This window comes from Neobacillus sp. Soil_C_43 (assembly GCF_057656715.1).
On sequence record NZ_JBDGJV010000016.1, the window covers coordinates 1 to 25,027 of the forward strand.

At 39.0% G+C, this 25,027-nt stretch carries 27 protein-coding genes and 7 tRNA genes; 28 read left to right on the forward strand and 6 right to left on the reverse strand.

Going from position 1 to position 25,027, the window contains the following annotated elements:
• The first annotated feature begins 242 nt into the window (after positions 1 to 242).
• The 9 genes from AC3A54_RS19025 (at position 243) to AC3A54_RS19065 (ending at position 2,962) form a co-directional block, all read left to right on the forward strand.
• Positions 243 to 316 (forward strand) — tRNA-Met (locus AC3A54_RS19025).
• Positions 317 to 454: 138 nt separating this feature from the next.
• Positions 455 to 527 (forward strand) — tRNA-Phe (locus AC3A54_RS19030).
• A 31-nt stretch (positions 528 to 558) separates the two neighbouring features.
• Positions 559 to 643, forward strand: a tRNA-Tyr gene (locus tag AC3A54_RS19035).
• Positions 644 to 650: 7 nt separating this feature from the next.
• Positions 651 to 726, forward strand: a tRNA-His gene (locus tag AC3A54_RS19040).
• 17 nt (positions 727 to 743) lie between these two features.
• Positions 744 to 815, forward strand: a tRNA-Gln gene (locus AC3A54_RS19045).
• 4 nt (positions 816 to 819) lie between these two features.
• Positions 820 to 893 (forward strand) — tRNA-Cys (locus tag AC3A54_RS19050).
• A 28-nt stretch (positions 894 to 921) separates the two neighbouring features.
• Positions 922 to 995 (forward strand) — tRNA-Arg (locus AC3A54_RS19055).
• 426 nt (positions 996 to 1,421) lie between these two features.
• Positions 1,422 to 1,931 carry a sigma-70 family RNA polymerase sigma factor gene (locus AC3A54_RS19060; RefSeq protein WP_487655722.1) on the forward strand — a complete coding sequence of 170 codons (510 nt, stop codon included), beginning with the start codon at positions 1,422 to 1,424 and terminating at the stop codon, positions 1,929 to 1,931.
• Positions 1,928 to 2,962 (forward strand): hypothetical protein, encoded by a 1,035-nt coding sequence (locus AC3A54_RS19065; RefSeq protein WP_487655723.1) that lies wholly within the window; start codon positions 1,928 to 1,930, stop codon positions 2,960 to 2,962. Before AC3A54_RS19060 ends, AC3A54_RS19065 begins: the two co-directional genes overlap by 4 nt.
• On the opposite strand, the gene AC3A54_RS19070 is transcribed toward AC3A54_RS19065, so the two are convergent.
• From AC3A54_RS19070 to AC3A54_RS19080, 3 genes are read right to left on the reverse strand one after another with little or no spacing between them, the layout of a single operon-like run.
• Entirely contained in the window at positions 2,933 to 3,184 is a 252-nt protein-coding gene (locus tag AC3A54_RS19070) for a hypothetical protein (protein WP_487655724.1), read from the reverse strand. The genes AC3A54_RS19065 and AC3A54_RS19070 overlap by 30 nt on opposite strands.
• 4 nt (positions 3,185 to 3,188) lie before the next feature.
• A complete protein-coding gene (locus tag AC3A54_RS19075) occupies positions 3,189 to 3,833 on the reverse strand; it encodes a PspA/IM30 family protein (protein ID WP_487655725.1) in 645 nt (214 codons plus the stop codon).
• Between the two features lies 1 nt (position 3,834).
• Positions 3,835 to 4,452: a hypothetical protein gene (locus AC3A54_RS19080; protein WP_487655726.1), complete on the reverse strand. Its 618-nt coding sequence runs from the start codon at positions 4,450 to 4,452 to the stop codon at positions 3,835 to 3,837.
• A 350-nt stretch (positions 4,453 to 4,802) separates the two neighbouring features.
• Here AC3A54_RS19080 and AC3A54_RS19085 point away from each other — a divergent pair, with 350 nt between their 5' ends.
• The 13 genes from AC3A54_RS19085 to AC3A54_RS19145 all read left to right on the forward strand — a co-directional run bounded on the left by AC3A54_RS19085 (position 4,803) and on the right by AC3A54_RS19145 (position 18,784).
• A complete protein-coding gene (locus AC3A54_RS19085) occupies positions 4,803 to 5,534 on the forward strand; it encodes a GntR family transcriptional regulator (RefSeq protein ID WP_487655727.1) in 732 nt (243 codons plus the stop codon).
• A 36-nt stretch (positions 5,535 to 5,570) separates the two neighbouring features.
• Entirely contained in the window at positions 5,571 to 6,743 is a 1,173-nt protein-coding gene (locus AC3A54_RS19090; protein WP_487655728.1) for an SIS domain-containing protein, read from the forward strand.
• 38 nt (positions 6,744 to 6,781) lie between these two features.
• Positions 6,782 to 7,651: a tagatose bisphosphate family class II aldolase gene (locus AC3A54_RS19095; RefSeq protein ID WP_487655729.1), complete on the forward strand. Its 870-nt coding sequence runs from the start codon at positions 6,782 to 6,784 to the stop codon at positions 7,649 to 7,651.
• Between the two features lie 11 nt (positions 7,652 to 7,662).
• Entirely contained in the window at positions 7,663 to 8,595 is a 933-nt protein-coding gene (locus tag AC3A54_RS19100) for a 1-phosphofructokinase family hexose kinase (RefSeq protein ID WP_487655730.1), read from the forward strand.
• 74 nt (positions 8,596 to 8,669) lie between these two features.
• Complete coding sequence (locus tag AC3A54_RS19105; RefSeq protein ID WP_487655731.1) at positions 8,670 to 9,956, forward strand: ABC transporter substrate-binding protein; 1,287 nt, start codon at positions 8,670 to 8,672, stop codon at positions 9,954 to 9,956.
• A gap of 102 nt (positions 9,957 to 10,058) precedes the next feature.
• Positions 10,059 to 11,000 carry a carbohydrate ABC transporter permease gene (locus AC3A54_RS19110; RefSeq protein ID WP_487655732.1) on the forward strand — a complete coding sequence of 314 codons (942 nt, stop codon included), beginning with the start codon at positions 10,059 to 10,061 and terminating at the stop codon, positions 10,998 to 11,000.
• A 12-nt stretch (positions 11,001 to 11,012) separates the two neighbouring features.
• Complete coding sequence (locus AC3A54_RS19115) at positions 11,013 to 11,840, forward strand: carbohydrate ABC transporter permease (protein WP_487655733.1); 828 nt, start codon at positions 11,013 to 11,015, stop codon at positions 11,838 to 11,840.
• A gap of 34 nt (positions 11,841 to 11,874) precedes the next feature.
• Positions 11,875 to 12,828, forward strand: a complete 954-nt coding sequence (locus AC3A54_RS19120; protein WP_487655734.1) for a carbohydrate kinase family protein — start codon at positions 11,875 to 11,877, stop codon at positions 12,826 to 12,828.
• Complete coding sequence (locus tag AC3A54_RS19125) at positions 12,825 to 14,219, forward strand: family 4 glycosyl hydrolase (protein ID WP_487655735.1); 1,395 nt, start codon at positions 12,825 to 12,827, stop codon at positions 14,217 to 14,219. Before AC3A54_RS19120 ends, AC3A54_RS19125 begins: the two co-directional genes overlap by 4 nt.
• Before the next feature lie 61 nt (positions 14,220 to 14,280).
• A complete protein-coding gene (gene melA / locus AC3A54_RS19130; protein ID WP_487655736.1) occupies positions 14,281 to 15,576 on the forward strand; it encodes an alpha-galactosidase in 1,296 nt (431 codons plus the stop codon).
• 88 nt (positions 15,577 to 15,664) lie between these two features.
• The gene (locus AC3A54_RS19135; RefSeq protein WP_487655737.1) at positions 15,665 to 17,461 is read left to right on the forward strand and encodes a glycoside hydrolase family 2 protein; all 1,797 of its coding nucleotides are present in this window, start codon (positions 15,665 to 15,667) and stop codon (positions 17,459 to 17,461) included.
• Between the two features lie 238 nt (positions 17,462 to 17,699).
• Positions 17,700 to 18,059 carry a PadR family transcriptional regulator gene (locus AC3A54_RS19140; RefSeq protein WP_487655738.1) on the forward strand — a complete coding sequence of 120 codons (360 nt, stop codon included), beginning with the start codon at positions 17,700 to 17,702 and terminating at the stop codon, positions 18,057 to 18,059.
• The gene (locus AC3A54_RS19145; protein ID WP_487655739.1) at positions 18,023 to 18,784 is read left to right on the forward strand and encodes a VanZ family protein; all 762 of its coding nucleotides are present in this window, start codon (positions 18,023 to 18,025) and stop codon (positions 18,782 to 18,784) included. The genes AC3A54_RS19140 and AC3A54_RS19145 overlap by 37 nt, the downstream gene beginning before the upstream one ends.
• 105 nt (positions 18,785 to 18,889) lie before the next feature.
• Here the strand turns inward: AC3A54_RS19145 and acpP are convergent, their stop codons facing one another.
• Together acpP and AC3A54_RS19155 are read right to left on the reverse strand one after the other, a co-directional pair.
• Positions 18,890 to 19,117 carry an acyl carrier protein gene (gene acpP / locus AC3A54_RS19150; RefSeq protein ID WP_487655740.1) on the reverse strand — a complete coding sequence of 76 codons (228 nt, stop codon included), beginning with the start codon at positions 19,115 to 19,117 and terminating at the stop codon, positions 18,890 to 18,892.
• A 128-nt stretch (positions 19,118 to 19,245) separates the two neighbouring features.
• A complete protein-coding gene (locus tag AC3A54_RS19155; protein ID WP_487655741.1) occupies positions 19,246 to 19,812 on the reverse strand; it encodes a methyltransferase family protein in 567 nt (188 codons plus the stop codon).
• 191 nt (positions 19,813 to 20,003) lie between these two features.
• On the opposite strand from AC3A54_RS19155, the gene AC3A54_RS19160 reads away from it, so the two are divergent.
• Both AC3A54_RS19160 and AC3A54_RS19165 read left to right on the forward strand, forming a co-directional pair.
• Positions 20,004 to 20,693: a hypothetical protein gene (locus AC3A54_RS19160; RefSeq protein ID WP_487655742.1), complete on the forward strand. Its 690-nt coding sequence runs from the start codon at positions 20,004 to 20,006 to the stop codon at positions 20,691 to 20,693.
• 523 nt (positions 20,694 to 21,216) lie between these two features.
• The gene (locus AC3A54_RS19165) at positions 21,217 to 21,375 is read left to right on the forward strand and encodes a hypothetical protein (protein ID WP_335533480.1); all 159 of its coding nucleotides are present in this window, start codon (positions 21,217 to 21,219) and stop codon (positions 21,373 to 21,375) included.
• 171 nt (positions 21,376 to 21,546) lie between these two features.
• Here the strand turns inward: AC3A54_RS19165 and AC3A54_RS19170 are convergent, their stop codons facing one another.
• Entirely contained in the window at positions 21,547 to 21,654 is a 108-nt protein-coding gene (locus AC3A54_RS19170) for a YjcZ family sporulation protein (RefSeq protein WP_308081978.1), read from the reverse strand.
• A 247-nt stretch (positions 21,655 to 21,901) separates the two neighbouring features.
• Here AC3A54_RS19170 and AC3A54_RS19175 point away from each other — a divergent pair, with 247 nt between their 5' ends.
• From AC3A54_RS19175 to AC3A54_RS19190, 4 genes are all read left to right on the forward strand, one after another.
• Positions 21,902 to 22,462: a CBO0543 family protein gene (locus AC3A54_RS19175; protein ID WP_487655743.1), complete on the forward strand. Its 561-nt coding sequence runs from the start codon at positions 21,902 to 21,904 to the stop codon at positions 22,460 to 22,462.
• A gap of 342 nt (positions 22,463 to 22,804) precedes the next feature.
• Positions 22,805 to 23,536, forward strand: a complete 732-nt coding sequence (locus tag AC3A54_RS19180; protein ID WP_487655744.1) for a hypothetical protein — start codon at positions 22,805 to 22,807, stop codon at positions 23,534 to 23,536.
• Positions 23,537 to 23,589: 53 nt separating this feature from the next.
• Positions 23,590 to 24,090 carry a CBO0543 family protein gene (locus tag AC3A54_RS19185; RefSeq protein WP_487655745.1) on the forward strand — a complete coding sequence of 167 codons (501 nt, stop codon included), beginning with the start codon at positions 23,590 to 23,592 and terminating at the stop codon, positions 24,088 to 24,090.
• Between the two features lie 140 nt (positions 24,091 to 24,230).
• Positions 24,231 to 24,797, forward strand: coding sequence for a CBO0543 family protein (locus tag AC3A54_RS19190; RefSeq protein WP_487655746.1), 567 nt, complete (start codon positions 24,231 to 24,233; stop codon positions 24,795 to 24,797).
• Positions 24,798 to 25,027: the final 230 nt, after the last annotated feature.

The window sequence follows — 25,027 nt, forward strand, 5'->3', positions numbered from 1 at the left end:
GGCTGAAGGGATCGGTCTTGAAAACCGACAGGCGGGTTAAACCGCGCGGGGGTTCGAATCCCTCTTCCTCCTCCATTATATTTTACAAAACAATATTCTATTATCGCGGGGTGGAGTACGTTCGAATAAGCTTCTTCGAATAATCTACAGCGCAACGATTGAGCCACAGCTTGAATATGCAATCCGAAATCGGGGCGGTCTTCAAACTAAGGGCATGCACAAAATGTAATATTTTCTATTATCGCGGGGTGGAGCAGTCTGGTAGCTCGTCGGGCTCATAACCCGAAGGTCGCAGGTTCAAATCCTGTCCCCGCAATATGGCTCAGTAGCTCAGTCGGTAGAGCAGATTGCTCACATCCTGATTTTGCTTCTGCGGCAATCTGCGAAAAAGAACAGAAGTTCTTTTGAGCAAAGGACATATTTTCAATAAATGATTAGTGAATCATCTTATTATGGCTCAGTAGCTCAGTCGGTAGAGCAAAGGACTGAAAATCCTTGTGTCGGCGGTTCGATTCCGTCCTGAGCCACCTTTTAATAGTAAGTAAGTTTTAAATCTGTGGAGGGGTAGCGAAGTGGCTAAACGCGGCGGACTGTAAATCCGCTCCCTCAGGGTTCGGCGGTTCGAATCCGTCCCCCTCCACCACATTATGGCGATTGTGGCGAAGTGGTTAACGCACCTGATTGTGGTTCAGGCATTCGTGGGTTCGATTCCCATCAGTCGCCCCATTTATTTTATAAATTATTGGGCTATAGCCAAGCGGTAAGGCATCGCACTTTGACTGCGACATGCGTTGGTTCAAATCCAGCTAGCCCAGTCATGGCAGCATAGCCAAGTGGTAAGGCAGAGGTCTGCAAAACCTTTATCCCCGGTTCAAATCCGGGTGTTGCCTCCAAATAAACATTATAAATACATATTATCATGCGCCTTTAGCTCAGCTGGATAGAGCATACGCCTTCTAAGCGTACGGTCAGAGGTTCGAATCCTCTAAGGCGCGTAAAAATTAGAAAACGCTAAATTTAGCGTTTTTTTTATGCTCTTATTTGACGTAGAGGGCACACAGGGACGGATCTCGTGGCACTTAAGACCTCCTTGATGGGAAAAAAGCCAACAGAATCTTTAGGACTACACTACCGAATCCTCTTATCGACCGGTTTGAAGAAGATATCATCCACTTTCCGTAGATTATCGTCCACTTTTTGAAATTTATCGTCCACTTTCGACCTCATATCGTCCACTTCCACCAACTTATCGTCCACTACACACTAAAATCGTGGGGACAAATAATCAGGGAAAAACCACCAGAACCGTCCCCCTGGATAAACATCGGGGGACTGCCCCCAAAAAAAATTTTTAAAATTTCTTCGTCCAAAATGAACTTTGTTTTAGTCTAATATTGTAAAGAGAAAAAAGGGGTGAGGAAATGACCTTTTCTGCCAATGATGGAATCCTAGATGAAAAGTTATTTATTAGCTTTTTTGAAACACATAAAGATTCTATTTATCGGATGGCCTATATGTATATGAAGAATCAAGCGGACTCACTGGATATTGTCCAGGAGGTTGCTTACCGGGCTTTTAAGAATAGAAACAGTTTAAAGGAATTGAATTACTTTAAGACATGGATCTTGAAAATCACCATTAATGCATCCATTGACTTTTTAAGGAAGAAACAAAAAGTTGTCGAACTGCCTTTTACTAGAGAACTAGGAACACAGCAGACGGAGGACAGATACTCCGATTTATTATTAAATGAGCTGCTGCACTCATTAGACGAAGACGAAAAAAGGTTAATTTATCTCAAGTATTATCAGGAATATACCTTCCAGGAAATCTCGGAGATTGTTGATGCACCAATCAGTACGGTCAAGTCGAAAATTTATAGAACCTTAGAAAAAATCCGCTTGGACTATCCAAAGGAGGAACTTTCATGAACAAGATTCAGAGTGAACTAGAAAAGATTGAAATTCCAGATGAGATAATGGATCGTATGTATAAAGGAATTGAGCAGGCAAAAGGGGAAGAGAAGGTAACGCCGATAAAAGTCAGTGGCATAAGCAAAAGAAAGAAAATCATCGGGTCACTAGCCGGACTTGTGGCTGTTGGTGGATTGTTCTTCGGTTCTACCTATGTCTCTCCGGCGATGGCACAGATGGCATCAAAGATTCCATATTTAAATCAGGTGTTCCTGAAAGACCTGGATAAAGAAGGGGAAAAATCCGTTATGGCCCTTGTTCGAGAGGAAGGATTGAAACGTGGGTACGAAGTTACTGGTTTCCGTGTGGGTCAAGGATTGATGGAAGGCGATGAACCGGAAAAAGTCTATGTCTTTCTAGTAAGTAAAGATTATAACGAAAAAACGAAATTGGATGCTGAAAATCTGACGAAAGAGATGCTCGATCAAAAGGGCTATTATGCAAAATCGATTGAGGTTCTTCCGTTTAAAGCTGACTTTTATGCTTCTATGAGACGAATCAATCGCATCATGCTTGCTGAAGCCCAAAAAATCAAAACATTAATCAAGGATAAAGGGTATAGTGTTGAGTATGTTGGAATGAACCCGGGGCTCGATGAAATATTTGTAATCCTTCCTGAGACAGAAAAACACGTGGATGACGTTCGGACCATCATTCAAGCCTATCAAAAAGAGAAGTATAATGAATTTTCTTTGGATATTCGAACAGTGAACTTAAATAATATGGATGAAGAAACGAAGCTCAAAAAGAATCTTTATACAATTTTTGAAGGGTTGTTAGCTAAAAAAGAGACATACAAAATCAATTCTTTCACTTACTCTACCAAAGGTAAGCTGGTGATTACGATCGAAACCTCCCTTGAGAAAAAGGACCAGAAGCAAATTGAGCAGATTCGTAAGGAAGTGTCTGCACGTTTAGCTAAAGAATACAAACAACCTTACACCATTAACATGGTTGGATTAGAGGATTTGAAGACGGTTGGGGAATAATTTTTCAATCAGAAAAAGACTGCCAGTTGGCAGTCTTTCTGTCTTCATGCTAATGAGATATTTCAACCAATTTTTCTTACTAAACCTACGAATGTACCAGCCAACAACTAAAGCTACTAGAGTGAGTGAAACGAGGAGAATACTGAACAAAGCTAAATAATCAACTCCAATCCCCAACTTTTCGCTCCATTGTGAAACCAATAATTCTAAATTGCCTTTCATTCGATTACTTACTTTCCTTTAGCGCTACCAATTCACGTTCTACTGCTTCTTGAATTTCCAAGTTTACAGTAGGAGCAGTAGGGATAAAGTAGGAGGTAGCTGAAGCTTGTGCCTCTAATTGCTGGACATAATCCTCCGCACGGGTGAAACCCTTCATCGCATGGTCTGTACTGAAGGAAACGATTGCCGCCTGCAACTGCTGTTGTGCTTTTGCTGCATGTGCGCGTGAATTCAGTACAAGACGCTTGTTTGAGAGTTCGTTGTATTTTTCAAGCAATCCATCAATTTGTTCACGAAGGGAGGACGTCTGTTGTTTCATTGCCGCATAATGTTCTTCATAGAGCTTTAACTTCGCTTCCTGTTGCAATTTTTCTTGAAGAGCAATTCTTGCGATGGTGTCGTCACCTTTTTCGACTGCAAGCTCTGCTTGACGTTTCCGCTTGGCAACAACAGCAGAGGTCTCATTTACAAGCAGCTCGTGACGTTTTTCTAAGTACAACTGTTGTCCCAATGTCTGCTTTGCCTTGTCCACCTGCTCGTCCAATTCACGCATATATTGATTTAATAGGCTGATCGGATCTTCCACCTTATCCAATAATTCATGTAAGTCTGCCATAACGATAGTCTTTACTCTTTTAAAAATACCCATTTTACTTTTCCTCCTTAGAAATGTTCTTTTCCCATGCATCTAAAATTTGTGAGTTGTTATTTACCACTGGTGCCGCATAGCTGACTTGGCTGAATCCCTTTTGCTTAGAGGAACCAGCTTTCTTGAACAACCAGTAAGCACCCGCTCCAACGGCAAGAACCGGAAGGGCTGCCTTAAAAGCGGCTACAAGGCCGACACCGATTAATCCGTAACCAGCCCATTTTTTCCAAACTTTATCTTTTGCCTGTTTGCGAAGGGCGACACCAAAGAGTGCAATCCCTACACCAACAAGAATTCTTGACCAACCTAAGTCAAAGCCGAAAGCATGCTTACCACCAAGTCCCATCATGCCGTGACCACGCCCGCCTTGCATCATGCCTTGTACAGGTCCGCCCTGGGTCATGCCGTGACCCTGCCCGCCTTGTGCCATGGCTTGTCCAGGTCCACCTTGCATCATTCCGTGACCTTGCCCGCCTTGTGCCATGGCTTGTCCGGATCCGCCCTGCACCATGTCATGACCGCCGAAGTGGCCAAAGTGTCCGAAGCCTGGAAGTAGATGCGAACCAGCCCAAATCGCAGCGGCTCCGACAAGAACCCAAAATAACCATTTTTTCTTCATTGTGTAATTCCTCCTAAAACTGAAATGTATATATATTTTTTTGTTGTTTCCTCGCTTACAAGATTGATTATGCCTGGCAAGCCTTAACTTTTTCTTAAGATAAAAAAAGATTTATTAATTTATTTTAGTAAACAACCAAAAATGTAGAGAGGCGCTGCTTCCTTCAGTGGTTAGTAACCTTTTAAATCTGGGAACATCTTACCAAGGGAATAACCTAATGGTAATAAATTAATTCGAATAAAGTTTTTAAAAAAATTAAATTTTATTTGAATTTAGCTTTTTATACTTTATAATAGGGTTAACTGGTTATGACAACATAACCAAAATTAGTCGGGAATGGAGGGGATGTAGTGAAGACAATTGATAAAGAGGCAAAAATACCATTGTATTATCAGCTTATGAATATCTTAATTTCTGACATTGAAGCTGGAATTTATGGTGAACAAGAAAAGCTGCCATCAGAACGTGAACTTTGTCAGAAATACGATGTTAGCCGTATTACAGTCAGGCAGACGTTACAGGAGCTGGAGCAAGAGGGATATATTTACAAAAAACACGGCTTAGGAACGTTTGTAGCACCAAAAGCTCACGATCAAAAACTATTAAAGTTTTACAGTTTCACTGAAGAAATGAAAAAATTGAACAAAAACCCTTCTACAAATGTGATTGACTTTGAAATCATTACTTCAGATTCAAATTTATCAAACAAACTTAATTTGCAGCCCTTAGAAGAAGTATACAAAATTGTCCGATTACGTTTGGCTGATGAGGAAGCATTAATTTTTGAAACAAGCTTTTTACCAGTAAGGTATTTTCCTAATCTAACAAAACAGGAACTTACGGAAAAACCAATGTATGATGTACTCCGTGACAAGTATTCGACAAAAATTACTAAAGGGATAGAAAAATTCACCTCTGTTAAAGCAAGAGAGGAAGAAGCAAAATGGCTGAACGTAGAAATAGACGATGCCTGCATGCTTCTGAAGAGATACACCTATGATATTAATGAAAACATTATCGAATACACACGAAGTATCGCTAGAGGAGATAAATTTTACTATACGGTAGAACTAAACTTATAATCATATTAAGTAAGGCATAAAAAAGGTGGTGCAGGAATGAATATATTACTTTCCAATTCAGAACTTGAAACCATGGGGGGCTATAATACTGCTCAAGAAATTAAGCAGCAGCCCCAAGTTTGGAAACAGGTTTATGAATTGATAACTAACCAAAAAGAAGAAATTACCCAGTTTTTCCAGATGATTTCTGACAAACATGAAAATGTAAGAATCATTTTGACAGGGGCGGGGACATCAGCATTTGTAGGAGAAACCTTAAAACCTTATCTTCAAAAGCTAAATGGCTCCTTTCAATCAATTGAATCCATTGCAACAACAGATATCGTTTCTGCTCCGGATTTATATCTAAAGGAAAAAGTTCCAACTGTTTTAGTTTCTTTTGCAAGATCAGGTAATAGCCCTGAAAGTACTGCTGCTGTTGACCTTTCCGAGCAATTAATTAACGATATTTATCAAATTGTTATTACATGTAATCATGAGGGTGCTCTCGCTAAGAGGTCTCAGAATAATCCTAACACTCTCCTTATCGAACTTCCTGAGGAAACAAACGATAAGGGTTTTGCAATGACAAGCAGTTTTACCTCAATGATGCTTTCCTGCCTACTAATATTTGATTTGTTAAATCTGGATGAAAACGAAGGATTAATGAATCAAATTATACACACTGGTAATGACATCATTACATCTAAGGAATTAGAAAGCATTTCGACTCTTTATTTTAACAGAGTGGTGTATTTAGGTTCAGCAGGGCTTGGTGGATTAGCAAAGGAATCAGCATTGAAAATGCTTGAATTGACAGATGGAAAAGTCATCACAATTTATGATACTCCGCTTGGATTCAGACATGGACCTAAATCAGTGTTGAATACAGATACCTTAGTGATTATGTATCTATCAGATAATGAGTATACAAAAAAATACGATGTGGATTTACTAAAAGAAATCTGGCAGGAAAAAAACTATGCCAAAATACTTGTGGTTTCTCCTAAATATAGTGAAGAGCTGGAACAGTATAGTGATCTGTTACTAACAACCCAAATTAGCGATGAGAATGTTTCGGATGCATACTTAGGATTTTGTTATGTTTTAGTTGCACAAATGATTGCGTTTAATAAATCTATTGCTCTATCAATCAGTCCTGACAATCCTTGCACAGACGGTAGTGTAAATAGAGTAGTACAAGGGGTTACTATTTATCCTTTTAATTAACCTGTTTTGAAAGCGTTAACTAAAATGAGGTGATGTTTATGCTAAGAGTAGAATCAAAGCTTGCGAATACAAAAGAAATGCTTATAAAAGCACAAATCGAAGGATATGCTGTACCAGCGTTTAACATCCATAACCTTGAAACACTACAGGTAGTGGTTGAAACAGCAGCAGAGCTAAAGTCTGCAGTGATTTTGGCCGGTACGCCAGGGACTTTTTCTTATGCGGGACGAGATTACGTTCAGGCAATGGCCGAAGTAGCCGCTAAGAAGTACAGTATTCCAATCGCTCTTCATCTGGATCACCACGAAAACATAGAAGATATAAAAAAATCAATTGAGCTTGGTACAAAATCAGTCATGATTGATGGCTCACACCATTCCTTTGAAGAGAATATTAAAATCACCTCTGAAGTGGTTAAATTGGTTCATTCATACGGTGGTACTGTTGAGGCGGAGCTAGGCCGCCTAGGTGGACAAGAGGATGATTTAGTAGTAAGTGAAGCTGATTCCTTTTTTACGGATCCGTTCTCGGCGAAGGAATTTGTGGATAAAACCAACGTTGATTCTTTGGCAGTGGCAATTGGAACAGCACATGGTCTTTATAAATCTACTCCAAAATTAGATTTTACTAGACTAGAGAAGATTAGGGATTTAGTAGATGTCCCATTAGTACTCCATGGAGCTAGTGGAATATCAGTTGAGGATGTGAGGCGTTCGATTGAACTGGGATGCTGTAAAGTAAATATTGCAACCGAATTAAAAATTCCATTTTCAAATCAACTACGGAAATATTTGCAGGATCATGTTGATGAAAATGATCCTCGAAAATACATGGGCCCTGCAAAAGAAGCGATGAAAGAAGCGGTAAAACAAAAGATAATCATGTGTATGAGTAATGACCGATACTAAGGAACTATTCTATGATTTTAACAATTACTCTTAATCCATCCGTTGATATTTCATATAATCTTGATTCTTTTATGCTAAATAAAAGCAATCGTTGCAGCCATTCCATCAAAACAGCAGGGGGAAAAGGCTTAAATGTAGCAAGAGTGGTAAAACAATCAGGGCTGGATGTCATAGCTACGGGATTTAAAGGCGGATCGAATGGATGCTTCTTATCAGAAGAATTAAAGAAATTGGGGATTGATGACCAATTTGTTCAAATTGAGGGACAGACAAGAAACTGTATAGCTATACTTCATGATCGCTTCCAAACAGAGATTTTGGAAAAGGGTCCTTATATTTGTGAACATGAGCAAAAGCTTTTTTTAGAAAGGTTTGAAGAATTACTAGAGAATGCAGAGATTGTAACGGTATCGGGGAGCCTGCCTGAAGGTCTGCCGTCAGATTATTATAAAAGATTGATTGAAATGGCTCATTCTAAAGGGAAAAAGCTGATACTGGATACAAGCGGTATCCCTTTAAGACAAGCTCTTTCCGCAAACCCTTGGCTCATAAAACCCAATTATCAGGAACTTTGCTCTCTTGTCAAAAAAGAAAAGCTTGATGGCACAGAAATAATGGATGTGATGGCCGACATAAACGCAAAGTTTAACGTGAAGTATGTTATGGTATCCCTGGGTTCTGAAGGCGCAATTGGTCTATATAACAATCAATATTACAAGATCATGCCACCAACTATTCAAGCAGTTAATCCAGTTGGTTCTGGTGACGCATCAGTTGCCGGATTTGCAGTAGCTGCAAAAAAAGGCATGTCTGGTGAGGAAGTATTTAGGCTGGGGTGCACCTATGGAACGTTAAATGCCCTTCAAGAACAAACAGGTTTTATTGATAGTACCAAGGTTGAAAAGTATTTCTCCAAGACGATGATAGTCCAAGTAAATAGATGAGTGAAGTGCTATTTTTGGTAACGGTTTCAATATGTGAACGTTCTAATAAATTCCTATCGAGGGGAGCTATACAAATGAGAAAAATAATCTCAATGATTACAGCATTCATTTTATTAGTCGGAATTACAGCGGGGTGCTCTTCCAATTCAGCAAGCAGCAGTGAAAGTGGGAAGAAAGAACTTGTTTGGTGGGCTTTGGATAACCCAGCCTTTGTAAAAACAAATAAAAAACTGATTGCAGATTATGAAAAAACTCACAAAGATGTAACGATTAAGCTGCAAACGTTTCCTTATGATGCGTTTATTCAAAAGTTAAAAGCTTCGTTTGCTTCCAAAAATTCTCCAGATATCGTTCAAATATTTGGTACATGGGCTACTGAATATGCAGAGAATGGGTTATTGGCACCAGTAAGCAGCGAAGATCAAAAGTTAATTAAAGACAAGTTTTATGATGCAACCTATGGAGCATATGTGGTTAAAGATAAAATTTATGGTATTCCTCATGAATATAACCTAGAAAATGGAGGTATCCTTGCTCACCCAGAAATGTTCCAAAAAGCCGGCGTTCCATATCCACCTAAAACATGGGATGAGCTAGTAAATGCTTCAAAAAAATTAACCATCAGAGATGGAAAGAATATTAAACAAAAAGGCTTTGATTTTATTTCCTATGACAATATCACGTTTACGTTCCTTTCCTTGATTCTGCAACAGAATGGAAAGTACTGGACAGCAGATAATCATGTTGATTTTACTTCTCCTGACGCAGTAACAGCGATGACAGAGTTAAAGAAATTTGTCACTGATTATAAAGTAACGGATACTAAATCCTTCGGCGGTAAGCTAGATATTATTGATTACTTCTACAAAAATCAGGACGCAATGGTCATCAGAGGACCATGGACGATTGCCATTGGAAAAGAAAACTATAAGACAGATAAATTTGATTATATTCCGATGCCTTCATTTACAAGCAATCCTCCTTCATTTGCAGCTGAGTCCGGCTGGGGTGAGGTCGTTTCAAATAATAGTAAAAATAAACAAGAAGCATGGGATTTCGTGAAATTTATGACCACTGACAAAGAGAATGCGCACTACTTTAATGTGCAGACTTATACAGTGCCTGCCAATAAAGAGGTGGCTGAAGATCCTTCCTTCTTAAAGGATGCGCCTAAGATGAAAGCATCTCTTGATGTTCTTCCGTATGGTGAATGGATCGGGCCACTACAGGAAAGAGACTTTGTCTTCAAACAAGTCAATGACCAATTCCAATTGATTGCAAATGGAAAATTATCAGTAGAAGACGGCTTGAATAAGATTCAGACATCTGTAAATCAAATGATTGACCGCCATAAAAAGTAAAAAGTAAAGGTAGGCTGCCAATAAATCGTCATGTTTTTTGGCAGCCTCTCCAAGAAGCTGAATCGCTCCAGAATTACGGAATCTTACAAAGGAGTGGAGTGTATGCAAGAAATGATAAATACAAACGTAGAGGAAATACATAATCCTACATCAAATAAGGATAACCCAAAAAAAACGTCCAACAAAAAATTCATTTTCGCTTCATTATCTCCGGTTATGTTAATATTTGCGATTTTCACTATTATTCCAATAGTATGGGGAATTTTGCTCTCATTTTATGATTACAATCCCTTGCAGGCAAAATCAGATTTTGTCGGATTGGAAAATTTTCAGCGATTATTGAAAGAAGAACTATTTATTAAATCCTTCCTTAATACCTTTAAGTTTGTCCTAATTGCTGTACCGGCAAATATCATTCTAACATTGGTAATTGCTTTGGGAATAAGCTCGATCCGGAGCCAAAGGCTTAAAAACATCATCAGAGTATTTTATTTCCTTCCAGTGATTGCACCATTATCAGGTTCAGCTGTAGTATGGGCAACGATGTTTAACTATGACTCAGGCATATTAAATTTGCTTTTAGTAAAAATTGGTATTCACCCTGTAGAATGGCTCTCCGACCCTAAAATGGCGATGATTTCTATTATTATCATGACATTGTGGGCTGACATGGGTTTTAATATTATTATTTATTTGGCCGGCTTGGAGTCCATTCCAACCACCATTTACGAGGCATCGAAACTGGATGGCGCCAACCGATTACGTACTTTTTGGCATATAACATTGCCACTTTTAAGCAGAACTACTTTATTTGTAACGGTAATGACATGTATATCCTATTTTCAAATGTTTCCTCAATTCCAGATCCTCACTAACGGGGAACCTGAAAATGAGACAAGAGTTCTAGCCCTGCATATATATGATACCGCATTTAGTTATATGGATATGGGATACGCTTCTACTATTGCTTCGGTTCTCTTTGTGATTATCTTGATCATTACTTTTATTCAAATGAAATTTGGCCGTTCAAAATGGGATTACTAGGGGGATGATGGAATGAGTTCAAAAAAGATTGATTTACCGTATATCTTTACAGTCGTTTTAGTCATCCTAGGGGCAATTATTATGTTTATTCCTTTCTTTTGGATGGTCGTTTCTTCACTCAAAAGTAATATGGAGATTATCTCAACCACTACCAATATATTGCCGGAAAAAGTAACCTTTGAGGGATATCAAACGGTTCTGAAAGATGCACCATTTCTACGTTGGCTGTCCAACAGTCTGCTAACATCAGTGATCATTACAGCAGCCACGTTATTTTCAAGTGCCTTGGCTGGGTATATTTTTTCAAAGTTCCAGTTTCGCGGAAAAAACTTCATGTTTTTATTAATTCTCGCTACGATGATGGTTCCGTTTCAAGTCTTTATGATTCCTAGATATTTAATCATTTCTGATATGGGTCTGATCAATAGCTTATCAGCTGTAATCATTCCGAATGTAGTAAATGGCTTTGGAATCTTCTTATGTAGGCAGTTCGTTGACTCTATTCCAAATGAATTAATGGAGGCTGCCAGAATGGATGGGGCAAGCGAGTTCAAAACCTTCCTTCATATTGTTTTGCCTCAAATTAAACCAACCCTTGCAGCACTAGGAATTTTTAGCTTTATGGGGGCATGGAATGATTACTTGTGGCCGTTAATTGTTTTGAATGATGAAAGTAAAATGACTGTGCCATTAGCGCTTGTCGTGTTTAATGGGCAGCATGGAGTGAACTACAATGTCGTTATGTCGGCAGCTGTTCTCATTATGATACCGGTTATAGCGGTTTTCTTAATCTTCCAGCGCCAGTTCGTTAAAGGGATGACACTCACAGGAATGAAGTAAGGTAATCAGAAAAAAGTAAAGTGGTGATTTAAATATGAACAAAACAATATATGTCTTGGGAGAGCTAAACGTTGACATGATTATGACAGGTGACAAGGTTGAACCTGAGTGGAACAAAGAAAAACTTGTCGATTCCTTTTCATTAGTATTAGGTTCATCCTCAGCTATTACAGCATGTGCCTTGGCTGGTTTAGGATTGGATGTCAGGTTTGTCGGTGTAGTGGGAGATGACTTGTTTGGCAGGTTTTGTATCGAACGGTTAAAAGAAAAGAACGTAAATACCAACGATATAATTATTGATTCCAACCTGCAAACAGGGACAACATTATCATTATCCACTAGCAGGGACCGTGCGCTGCTTACCTATATGGGAGCTATTTCAAAACTAACGCCTGAGCATTTACCACAGGATCTGTTTGAAAAAGCCGATCATATTCACTTTGGCTCTTACTATTTACAGGATGAAATGAGAGAGCATTGGAAGACCGTTTTTAAAACGGCCAGACAGAAGAATATCACTACCTCTTTCGATACGGGGTGGGATCCAAGCGAAAAGTGGTACAAAGATAAAATAATAGAGTTGTTAGTAGATACAGATTTATTTTTGCCAAGTAAAGATGAGTTTGAACAGATTTTTCCTTCTCAAAGTGTAGAAGATATCTTTGAAAGTGTGGGAATGAACGGGCAAATCGCACTTAAGTGTGGGTCCGAGGGGGCAAAGCTGGTAGGGACAGATGGATGTATTCTTGCTGCTCCATATGCTATTACGCCTATTGATACGACGGGTGCCGGAGATTCTTTTAACGCCGGAATGATTTACGGACTGTTATCTGGAATGACGGGGATCGAGTTGATTCGCTTTGCAAATGCCTGTGGGGCATTGGCGACACTAAGGATTGGCGGTGCTTCAACCGTACCATCTGTTTTAGAAGTAGTAGAATTTATGATTCATAATCAAAGAGAATGGGTACAAGAGGTGAAATCATGAAGAGAAGAAAAATGGTTCTAATTGGTGCTGGAAGTGCTGTTTTTACCCAGGGTCTTGTGGCTGATTTTATCATGAACAAGGAACTTGGGCCATGGGAAATTGCCCTTGTTGACATAGACGAAAAGGTTCTGAACTCTATTACGAAATTAACAAAGAAAATGGTAGAGCAAAGAAATGCGGATATTATTATTACTTCATCTATTAACAGAAGGGAAGTCCTGCCCCATGCAGATGTGGTCGTTACGACAATAGCTGTTGGAGGGAGAAGGAGCTGGGAAGCAGATGTACAAATCCCAAGGAAATATGGCATTTATCAGCCTGTAGGTGATACTTCTATGCCTGGGGGGATTTCCAGAGCACTGCGAATGATTCCTGTTATGCTCGAAATTGGCAGAGATGTACAAGAATTGTGTCCGCAAGCCTATTTCTTCAATTATTCCAACCCTATGACGGCGATTACAACCGCTCTTTTAAGGGAGTTAAACCTACCAGTCGTTGGTTTATGTCATGGAGTGATTCATGTAGAACAATATTTGGCCCGGTTTATTCAAAAGCCTTACTCTGAAGTGACATCACTAGGTGTAGGGTTAAACCACTTAACCTTTATGTATGATTTAAGAGTAAAAGGTGAAAACGCATGGCCGCTTGTGGATGAAGTACTAAACAAGCAAAAGGCGAAAAGCACGGACACGTCTCCTAAAACAGATTCGTTTGCTGAAATGGGCGGGGAAGAAGATCAGACGCCTTTTTATGGAGATAACCCATTCTCATGGGAGTTTTATGAGGAAAACCGTGTGTTCCCTGCCGTGCTTGACCGTCACGTAGTTGAATTTTTCCCTGAGCGATTTAGAACAGGTGAATACTATGGCCAAAAATTAGGTGTGAATGCATTTTCTTTCGAATCAGTTATTGCCGAAGGGGATAAGATTTATGAGGAAATGTTTGAAAAAGCGAATGGTGAGATGGAAATGGACCAAAAACTTTTCGAAAGAACAGAGGGTGAACACGAACAGCTAGTTGAGATCCTCCTCTCTCTTTATGCGGATAAGAGAAAGGTGTTCTCTGTCAATCTTATGAATAATGGCTCCGTGCCAAGCCTTCCATCCAATGCGGTTCTGGAAATGCCTGCAGTTGCAACAGGGAGGGGCTTCATGCCACTGTCAATTACAGACCTGCCTGAAAATTTGGCGGAAATCCTTAGAAAAAGAATTCATGTCATTGATCTGACGGTAGACGCTGCTTTGAAAGGTGATAAAGAGTTATTTATCAAGGCATTACTTGAAGACGGTTCAGTAACCGACCGGGAAACGGCTGTGAAACTTGCAGAAGAGCTATTAGAAGCCCATAAAGAATTCCTTCCGAACTTCTTTGAGCACTCTGATTACGCTTAATAATTTCCAGCCTAGGAACTTGTCCTTTTCTTGTTAACTATTATTTTAGGAGGAACTTGGCATGGTGAAAATTTCAATTATTGGTGCTGGAAGTTTTTTTACCCATAAAATTGTCGTTGATATTTTAAATATAGAGGGGCTTGAAGAAGGAAGCATTGCCCTGGTGGATATAGAAAAAGATCGACTAGAGTATGCCCACCAATTGGTCTCAAAAGTAATTGAATTAAAAAATAAAAACTGGAAGGTCATCTCCTCTTTAGAACGTAGGGAGGTCATTTCTGACTCGGATTTCGTGATCAATCAAATTGAGGTAGCAGGATTAGCTACAGTAAAAGCCGAGTTCGAAATTCCATTAAAATATGGAATCAATCAATGTATCGGCGATACCATGGGTCCTGGAGGATTATTTAAGACATTAAGGACTCTTCCAAAATGGCTGGAAATAGTAAAAGATATCGAGGAACTTTGCCCCAATGCGACAATCCTAAATTATACGAATCCAATGTCTGCTGTAACCCTTGCCACAACGAAATCAACCAGCCTTCCTGTTGTGGGTCTATGCCATTCCATTCAGCATACGTCAAGGCAGCTTGCTGAGTATGCTGGAGTTCCTTATGAGGAAATGAAGTGGAGGGCAGGCGGAATTAATCATATGTCCTGGTTCTTGGAATTAACGCATAATGGCCAGAATTTGTACCCTTCCTTGAAAGAGAAGATGAAGGATAAAGAGTTTGTAAATCAAGATCCTGTTCGATTGGATGCAATGAAATACTTAGGTGCCTTTGTATCCGAATCAAGTGGTCATTTTTCAGAATATATTCCTTATTATAGAAAAAGACAAGATTTGATCGATCAGCACTGTGGTTCTGCGTATAATGGTGGGACTGGTTTCTATGCCAATAACTGGCCAATCTGGAGAGAAGAAAATGACCGGAAAATCCAAAATATTTTGGATGGCAAGGAAGAAATCGATCTTACTCCAAGTCACGAGTATGCAGCTGTCATTATCGAAAGTATGATGAAAAATAAGCCTCAAGTGATCTATGGAAATGTCCTAAATACGAATCTTATCCCTAATTTACCTCAGACGGGTGTAGTGGAAGTGGCGTGTTTAGTGGATCGAAATGGCATTCAGCCCACTCATTTTGGGAATCTGCCTGAACACTTGGCAGCTTTATGCAGAAGCAACATGGCATTCTTTGATTTGGCTGTTTCAGCAGTCATCGAAAAGGATAAGGAAAAAGCACTGCATGCCTTAATGGTGGATCCTTTAACCGCTTCTGTGTGCTCATTATCAGAAATTGAGAATCTATTTAATGAACTTTACCTAGCTGAAAAGGACTTTATTACGATTTAAATAATGGTTTTGAAAAAGTGTCCAGGATTGCTTTGGATACTTTTTCTTTAAAGGACTGAGATCAAAACAATAATAAAGGAGAATTCACATGAGTTATCGGCAGGAGTATCCAAGACCACAGCTGGTTAGAAAAGAGTGGCTCAATTTAAATGGAGCTTGGGGATTTACGTTTGATGATGAAAACATCGGAACTACAGAAAAATGGTACCAAAAACAGATGAATGAGTTTCCAATGCAAATACAGGTACCTTTTGCTTTTCAGACAGAGCTAAGCGGAATCAATGATCCCACTTTCCACGACGTGGTTTGGTATAAAAGAGAATTTGAAACACCTGAAAATTGGGCAGGACAACGGGTGGTCCTTCATTTTGGAGCCGTTGATTATCGGGCCTGGGTATATGTTAATGAACAATTTGTTGGTTTCCATGAAGGAGGAAATACATCCTTTTCTTTTGATATCACGGATTATTTAACTGGAAGTATCGAAACCATCGCTGTTAAGGTAGAAGATCCATCAGAGGAAGAAAGTATTCCTCGGGGTAAACAATACTGGATAGAGAAATCTGCTGGAATCTGGTATACACGGACAACTGGTATTTGGCAGACAGTGTGGTTGGAAGCCATCCATGCTAATCACATAAATAGACTCAAGTTTACACCAGATGTTGATAACGGTGAAGTCATGGTAGAATTTGAGATTGCTGGGAACCTGACTGACAAAGAAGTGGAATTTGATATCCAATTTAACGGGCAAACCATTGTAAAAGATACCTTATCCGTATACGAAACGTATAACAAACGTTCTTTTAATCTATATAATCATAAAATTTTCCGTACAGGATTTCATCATAACGGCTGGAACTGGACACCGGAAAATCCTAATCTGTTTGATGTAACGGTTACACTAAAGCAAAAGGGGTTAGTTTTGGATGAGCTCCAGTCGTATTTTGGCATGAGGAAAATTCACATTGAAAATGGAATGGTGTTTTTAAATAACCGTCCTTATTATCAAAAGCTGGTTCTAGATCAGGGATATTGGCCAGGAGGGTTACTTACCGCTCCAACCGATGAAGACCTCAAAAAGGATATTGTCCTGGCAAAGGAAATGGGCTTTAACGGCTGCCGAAAACACCAAAAGGTAGAAGATCCCCGTTTCCTATATTGGGCGGACCGTTTGGGTTATTTAGTTTGGGGTGAGTGTGCATCTTCGCCTTCTTTTAATGATAAGGCAGCTGCCCGGCTGACACGTGAATGGTTAGAAATTATTGAACGGGACTATAACCATCCATCCATCGTTGCCTGGGTTCCATTAAATGAAAGCTGGGGGATCCCGAATGTACGCGATAACAAACAGCAGCAAAATCATTCCTTAGCCATGTACCATCTGATTCACACCATTGACCCAACTCGTTTGGTCATTTCTAATGATGGTTGGGAGCTAACGAAAACGGACATTTGTGCAGTTCATAATTATAACCACGGTCAAAAAGGTGAGAATGAAAAATACGAAAAGTTTCTATGGGATTTATCAACAAAAGAGGCAGTACTTCAATCGAAACCTGCGAAGAGAAACATCTATGCCAATGGTTTCCACCATCAGGAAGAACCGATTCTTCTTACTGAATTTGGAGGAATTGGTTATAAGGTAGGTGACGATGTAGGCTGGGGTTATACATCTGTTTCAAATGAGGAAGACTTTTTAAATGACTATCAACGGATTATGAAAGCAGTGTATAGTTCAAAGATTCTTTTTGGCTACTGTTATACACAACTCACAGACGTTGAGCAGGAAATTAATGGACTATTAACCTATGATCGAACGCAGAAGTGTAGTTTAGATAAAATTAAACAAATAAATGACAATTGGCTTCCCGGTGTCATTTAAAAGAGTCGATTATTGGAAAGCTGATCAGACCAAGGTGCGTTAATCCAAGAAGGATTAACGCTTATTTATGTTGATTCCAATACAGCCCCATTGTAGCGATACAAATATTGTAATTCAAAATCAAGACAAATCATATTCAATTACAAAAAAAATTGGATTTTTTATCCATTAAACTTGTATAACGAGGTATGTCGTGATACGATGTAAAAAGAAATCAAGTTAAAGTGAGGTGACCTTTTTGGATAAGGAAATTATGAAAGGGAGCATCGATATATTACTTCTTTCCATCGTAAGCAAGAGGGATATGTATGGTTATGAGATGGTAAAGACGTTAAAAGAAAACAGTAACGAGCTATACAACATGAGTGAGGGCACCTTATATCCGGCTTTAAAAAGACTAGAAAACAAGAACTGGATTGAGTCTTACTGGGAAAACCCAGAGGTCGGGTCAAGGAGAAAGTACTACCGCATTACGGAGGATGGCAAGAAGGAACTAGAGAGGAAGCTAACCGAATGGGATAAGGTACACAACTTAATTAAGAAATGTTCGGAGGGAATGGCTTGGATCAAAACATTAAAACCTACGTTAACCAGATAGTAAAGGAACTACAATGCGATAAAAATGAAAAAGCTGAAATAGCGGAGGAAATGATTCACCACCTAGAATTGTTAAAGGCCGAGTACATAGAACAAGGCTTTTCCGAGCAGGAAGCTAGTCAAAAAGCACTGGAGAGTTTTGGTGACAAGAATACCCTAAAAGAAGGATTGCAATCCTCTATGTTTCCAGGCTCTAAAATTTTTAGTGTTGGCATCAAGTTCGCATTCTATCTTTATTCTTTTATCATACTTTGGAATCTAATAGTTCAACGAATCATCGGTAGGTGGATTGACCATAGTTCATTTAATCGTTATTTTTGGTTTCCAGAAAACGTACATAGCCTTTTCAGTGTGGAGGTTTGGAAACTGAATTCGAATCTCATCCCATTCAAGAGCATCGCTCGCTATATTATTGAAAGGGAACACTATAATGTAGATATCATTTTACATAACACCCTAGGGAATATTATGATATTTGTTCCTTTAGGCATATTCCTGCCGATCCTTTTTAAAAAATATAGGTCATTCACCAAACTTCTTGTAAGTGTAGTAGGTCTGACATTTGCTATTGAAACAGGACAATTATTTCTACAAATAGGTCAGTTTGATATCGATGATGTTATTTTAAACGTGAGTGGCGCTTTAATAGGTTTAGCTTTTTTCAAAGGGCTAACCATCATTTCAAGACAAACAAATTGGAAGTTTCTTAAAAGAATCACAAACTAATGCGTTAAATGAAGAGGAAATTTCTGAGGTGATAAGAGCATTTATGTAATAGGAAGATGTAGCGGATGCCTTATGCTGCGTGGGGCGATCCGCCTTCCTTATTTGTTAACGGTTTTCAATATATTTTACAACATCACCGACCGTTTGAAGCTTTGCTGCAACTTTGTCACTAATTTCGATCGCGAATTCATCTTCAATTTCCATCGTCAGGTTCACCATATCAAGCGAATCCGCTTCCAAGTCATCCTTGAAAGATGCGTCCGGTGTAACATTCTCCATTTTGACACCCAGTTGGTCTGCAATAATAGGCCTTAACTTATTAAATGTGTTCATTGCGGTACCCCCCTAATAATATCTTAACAACCATTATAACAACCTTAGTCGTAACGTAAAACACACAAGTATTGCCAATCCTGCGTGAATACCAAAGGGGACGGCTCAAGAACCGTCCCTTTTGAATTTTACCAAACAAACGGAATTAATTTCGTTGTCTTTTGAATATACCGTGGATATTCTTCTGGAAAGCCAGCTTTCAAGGCTTTTTCTTCAATGCGCATACGATAACCGAATACAAAGATGAAGAAGACTAACATGATTAAGGACCCAACCCACGTATTAAAAGCAAGGCCAATACCAATGAACGCCAGCAATTCACCTGTATAAGAAGGATGTCGAACCGCTCGGTAAGGTCCGCTTTGGATGATTTTTTGCTCAGATTCAACAGAGACGACCAACGAGAAATGTCTACCTAATGTTACTACTGCCCAAAGTCGAATGGCTACACCGACGATTATTAAGATGGAACCCAAATCCGAAATGGTTGAATTGACGTACCCGATTTTCATCGAATTACAAATCTGATTGACGAGGATACAGGTAAATATACCGATCGTAATCGCCCAAAAAGAACCCTTATCCTTGTTTTCTGACGCCACATTTTTTCGTTGCACTTTGGTTTTTATTAAAATAGCAATCTCAGACAATAGCCACAAGTAAAACGAAACCTCTGCAAATGAACTAATTTCCATTCTATCCAGCCCCCAATTTCTTTATCTGTTTCTTAGACAAGAAAATTTTCTTTTTTATTACTCAAATCTTACGAAATTCTTAAGAAGGGAACGATTGGCTTTTCCATTTAATTCTAATACATTATTTGGGATATAACCATAAACAGCATGCGAATAATAATAAAAATTTGAGTTGGAAGGGGGGTCTTTTTTTGAAAAAGCTAGCATTGTTGTCCCTGATTAGTCTAGTATTTCTCACCGCAATGGCGAAGCCGCCGGAGGTCTTTCCTTTTTTACGACCGGCCGTAAAGGTGCTCACACAGAATACTAAGGTTCCAGTTTTGTTGCCCACCTATTGGAGTGAGCAACCGAGAAAGTCAAAGAGTTATATGACTTGCAATTATCAGGCCTACGAAAATGAGTACAGGATTGATTTTTTGTCTATGGATAAGCCGTATCCACCGAATGATCCGGCCTTATATAGTCCGCGTGAGTCGAGTAAAATGGGGGATCTGTTTGGAAACGTCGGAACGGTAACATCTGTTGTTCGCCCCAAACATTTTGTTTTTTATAAAAAGAAAAATGGATTCGATTTATGGATTGAACCGAAAGTAAGATCGATGATCCATGCGAAGAAGGGGAAGTGGACGCTTCTATTTGATGGTGATCATGGAGAAGAACCGTACGAGCAGGCAGATGAGCTGTTCAAATATATGAAAAAGGTAAATTGGTTTAAAAATTTGACCATGGAAGAAGGGGAAATTTTTATTCGCGGTACAAGACGGGCTGCATTTGTGAATGTTGTCTGGGAGACCAGTGATGGATTTGTGTATAGCTTTTTTTATAAGGGACCGATTAAGGAGGCAGTGAAAATCGTGGCTAGTCTAAAAAAAGTGGAATAAGGGGCCAGTGCGGTGTTTTTATAACTACATAGTAATCCATTTTCAATTTTTCTTTGATTACAACCATACACTTGTCCACCTTCATGAATATCTTGTTATGAAGGAGGTGGATGGTATATGTCAAAGAAGAAAAAAAAGGACAAGAAGTGCGAGTGTTCCACTCCAAATTTTCAACTGGGTTCACTGCCTAGGTTAAAAATAATCCCTATAAGAGATATTCCAGACAACTGCCAATTAGTTTGTATCGGACCTATTTGCACACTCGCTTGCTTTGGTACTGAAGCGGGGGAAACGAACTGCGATATCATCTGTGATGACGCGGGTAATTGCACGATCAGATGCATGACTGACAACAACGGCTGATGTCTTAGTGGTCAGCTATTCATAAAAGAAATAACTCTAGTCCATTCGGTTGGGTAGAGTTGTTTTTATTTTTTAAATAATGATATTTAGTCGATGTTGTAAAAATTAGTAAAATTTGTACTATAATAGTAATAAACCGTTTATTTATGGAGGTGTTCAAATGATTTGGGTTTACATTATGCTGCCAATCGTTGTCCTTAGTGGCATTGCTATTTATTTTGATAAAAAGACGGGAATGGCTCCAACCGATGATATGAGACAAGCGGATAAATTAGAGGAATATCCGCCAGAACATGGGATGAATTCTTTTGGACCATGACGAATAGGGAGAAGCCAAAGGGGGTCTGACCCCATGACAAATTAGTGAATGTCTCAAACGACATTCCATGTATCATCCTTTTCATATTAGCAGAAAAAGGGCAGACACTAAGTTCTGCCCCTTTTTCCATTGGAATTGTCGCGATCTTGTCCCAATCGATACTTAACTCAACTAGAAAGTAGAAAGCACGATAATTAACAAGATGAACAATACAACAATTAGCACAAAGCTGCTTCCGCCATAGCCACCGCCATAGCCGCCACTGTAACCCCAGCCCATATTTTTCACCCCCTTTGTGGATGAATGGAGTTGAAAACTCCTCTATATAAATATATTTTTAAAGACAATTAGCGTTTGGACAAACATCATGTTGTATGAAAAAAATCTCAGTTCGCTTAAATGTTTTTGGAAAAACGTTTGTTGAGGATGGTTAATCTTTTGGAATAGGGGGGACTTTTTTACTAACGGAATAATTCATATAAACTTGTGCAAGATATGAGTATCAAAACTGAGGGATGAAACGATTATGTACAGTCATTTAGAAAAGGCATTTAATAAGTATCTCACATCGGAAACAGAGATATGGGTTCATCAGGATTTATTTAGTGCCCATTGGTGGAGTATTGTCATTTTAAATGCCATATTTTTTGTGCTTCTACTCATATTAATTGATCGGTATCGAATCGTGCTGATTTCACTGGCTTTCATGGTTAGTTTTGTCATCAGTGGTATTGCGGATGAGATTGGAAATTATTTTGATTATTGGGAATATCCACACCAACTTTTGATTTTTACTCATCGCTTTAATGCAGTGGATTTTGCCGTGATCCCAGTCATTATGACCTTAAGTTATCAATATTTTCGAAAATGGAAAACGTACCTCGTGGCAGAGGTTATTTTATCTGCAGTCATCAGCTTTATAGGAATTCCGCTTTGCGTGTACTTTCATTTATACTCAATGGAAAATTGGAACTACTTTAAGTCATTTATCGTATCAATTATCCTGTTTATTATTTTGAAAATGATGGTTGATTTAATATGGAAGAAAGCAAATAAATATTCACCGAGTGGTCAAAAAAAGAGCTGAAGCCAGCTCTTTTTATTTTTAAACTTCTTCTTTATCCTCTGGTAGTCAACCAAACATATGATTTTGGGACATTGAGTAATTTGTGCATTGAAAATTAGTAGTAATAATAGGGTTTCTGCAGCGACTCTATTTTCTCTTTATATGTGAGTGGGATACGGACAAAGATTCGGAAAAAAAGCTTAGGGTTGTCCGAAAGCGGGGGTGATTCGGACAGGAAGGTGAAAAATAGCAAAAGATTGTCCAAATGCCCAAGCTCAAACCAGCTAAACCATGTGACTATTCTGATCATCTGAAATAACAACATTCAAACAAGGGAACAATAGGTAAAAAAGGGGTGTACCGATGACCAAGAAAATTCCAATCTGCTTTGCTATGCTTTTCCTATTTGTAGGGACCCTCGACAAAGCGAATGCGGTTGAGCGCATAGTCATCTCATCCCTTCCATCAAAGCTGTGGTATGAAAATCTTTTCTTGATGGCCGACACAATTGACGGAAACTGGATGGCTCACAGGAACTTTACCATCCAAGTTGGACTGGGTGGCGGTGAAAGTGTCCTGCTGTACCACTTTCCTAATTGGTACAACGACAAATTTACGCCGGAGCTATTTTATGAGGATCTGAACGGGGACCATTTAAAAGATATTGGGGTTGTGCTGATTTCAGGCGCCGGGTCAGGACTCTCGACGAAAGAAATACATATGTTAAATCAAATCCAGGACCCTAATCGACGATACGAAGAGGTTCCGGTTGAATCCATCAATGACGCCGTCAAACGACTGGTCAAAATGGAGCGGCATGGGAACCTGGCAACCATTTTAATAGGCAAAAAGAAGCATGTGGTCGAACTTTCGAAGTTTCATTATCTGCCGGGAACTTTTTCCCCTAGTCCAGGTGTTGGCCAAGTAGAAAACTATTCTGCGGAAAACGGGGTTCTGTATGGTACGACGGTGGTTTATATTTCTCCTGCTGGCCATATTGGAACCTTGCGAATCAAGTATTTCTTGGATGGAAAAATGTATAAAGCAAAGTCCGTCCAGTTTGAAGAGGCGGAACCGTTTAAAAGAATGAAATAAATTCCTTGTTTTTGGGAATTGCTAAATGAATAAGACAATTAATGAGGGATGAAATGGCTGAAATAATTGGAGTTAGTATGTGGACATTAGTGACCCTAAGGTGGGGGGACTGGAGAAATTTTAAGAAGTATTACGCCACCATTTTATATTTCCTTTTTTGCGATGTGCTCTATTATTACCTCACATATAATCACCGACTCTGGTCCATTACGCCTACACCCCCACTGACAAGTGAATTCGTAGCGTTGATAGGCGAATTTATTGTATTTGCCGGCACCATTTTGCTATTTCTAGGTAGGTATCCAACTAAACAGTTTTTCTCCATTCGGTGGACAAGCTTGTGGGTAGTCCTTTACACAGTGAACGAATGGGTATTGCTCAAGACCGGCACATTCGTTTACGAACATGGCTGGACACTCGTCCATTCCTTTATATTTAACATCTTTATGTTCATTTTCCTTCGATTACATGATCAACGGCCCATCCTTACGATGATCCTTTCGATACCTATACCTTTTATATTAATAAAATTATTTTCGATACCGCTTCGGTAAAATGAGGGCATTTCTTAAGCTGGAGAAGTGCTCTTATTTGTAGTTAAAGGGTAGGTTCGTTGAAAGGTAGGAAATTCAAAAAGGTATAAAAAATCCTTTATTTGGAAGTCTAAGAAAAAGCCTTCTGAGGGAGATAAGGGATGAAGACATTACAGGACCCAGAGAAAATAAGAAAAGTAGGTATTTTTTACGAAAAAGTAACGGATATGAACAAAGACTATTTTCTTTATTGGAAAGAGCACACCCTGTTCCATTGGGATTTTTGGTTAACCTTAGTATTATTCATATTCTTTCCTATTCTTTTCTGGATAAAGTTTCGGAAAAAGGAAAGCTCAAACCGGCTATTATTTGTGGGATTCTTTGTTGCTATTATTTCTTCTTGGATGGATTTTATCGGTGTGCAATGTGGATTGTGGTACTATACGGGCAAAGTTGTACCAACGATTCCATCCTATATTCCTTGGGACTTAATCCTCTTTCCCGTCTTAATTATGACCCTGATTCAGATCAAACCCACTCTATCACCTTTTGTAAAAGCTTTATTTTTTGCAATGCTTAGCGCCTTTATTGGCGAGCCATTGTTTCTCTGGTTGGGATTCTATGTGATCAAGAAATGGAGCATTTTTTATTCCTTCCCCATCTATTTCGTCATCTACCTACTTGCGCATAAATTAAGTAGAGTGGGGAACTTTGCGCCGATTAAATAAGTAAATTCATATGTTTTTTGTAAAAGTAATGCAATTTCACATTGGAAATATAATTCTGTCCAGCAATCCTTGATACCTGTGGTGTTTTTATGGAGGAGTGGATGTAGTTTAGTAGTTGGCGAGTAAAATGGAGTTATTGACGAGTAAAGTGTAAAGTTTGACGAGTAAAATAGAAAATTGACGAGTAAAATCAAATTTTTGACGAGTAATACATTGAAAGTGACGAGTAA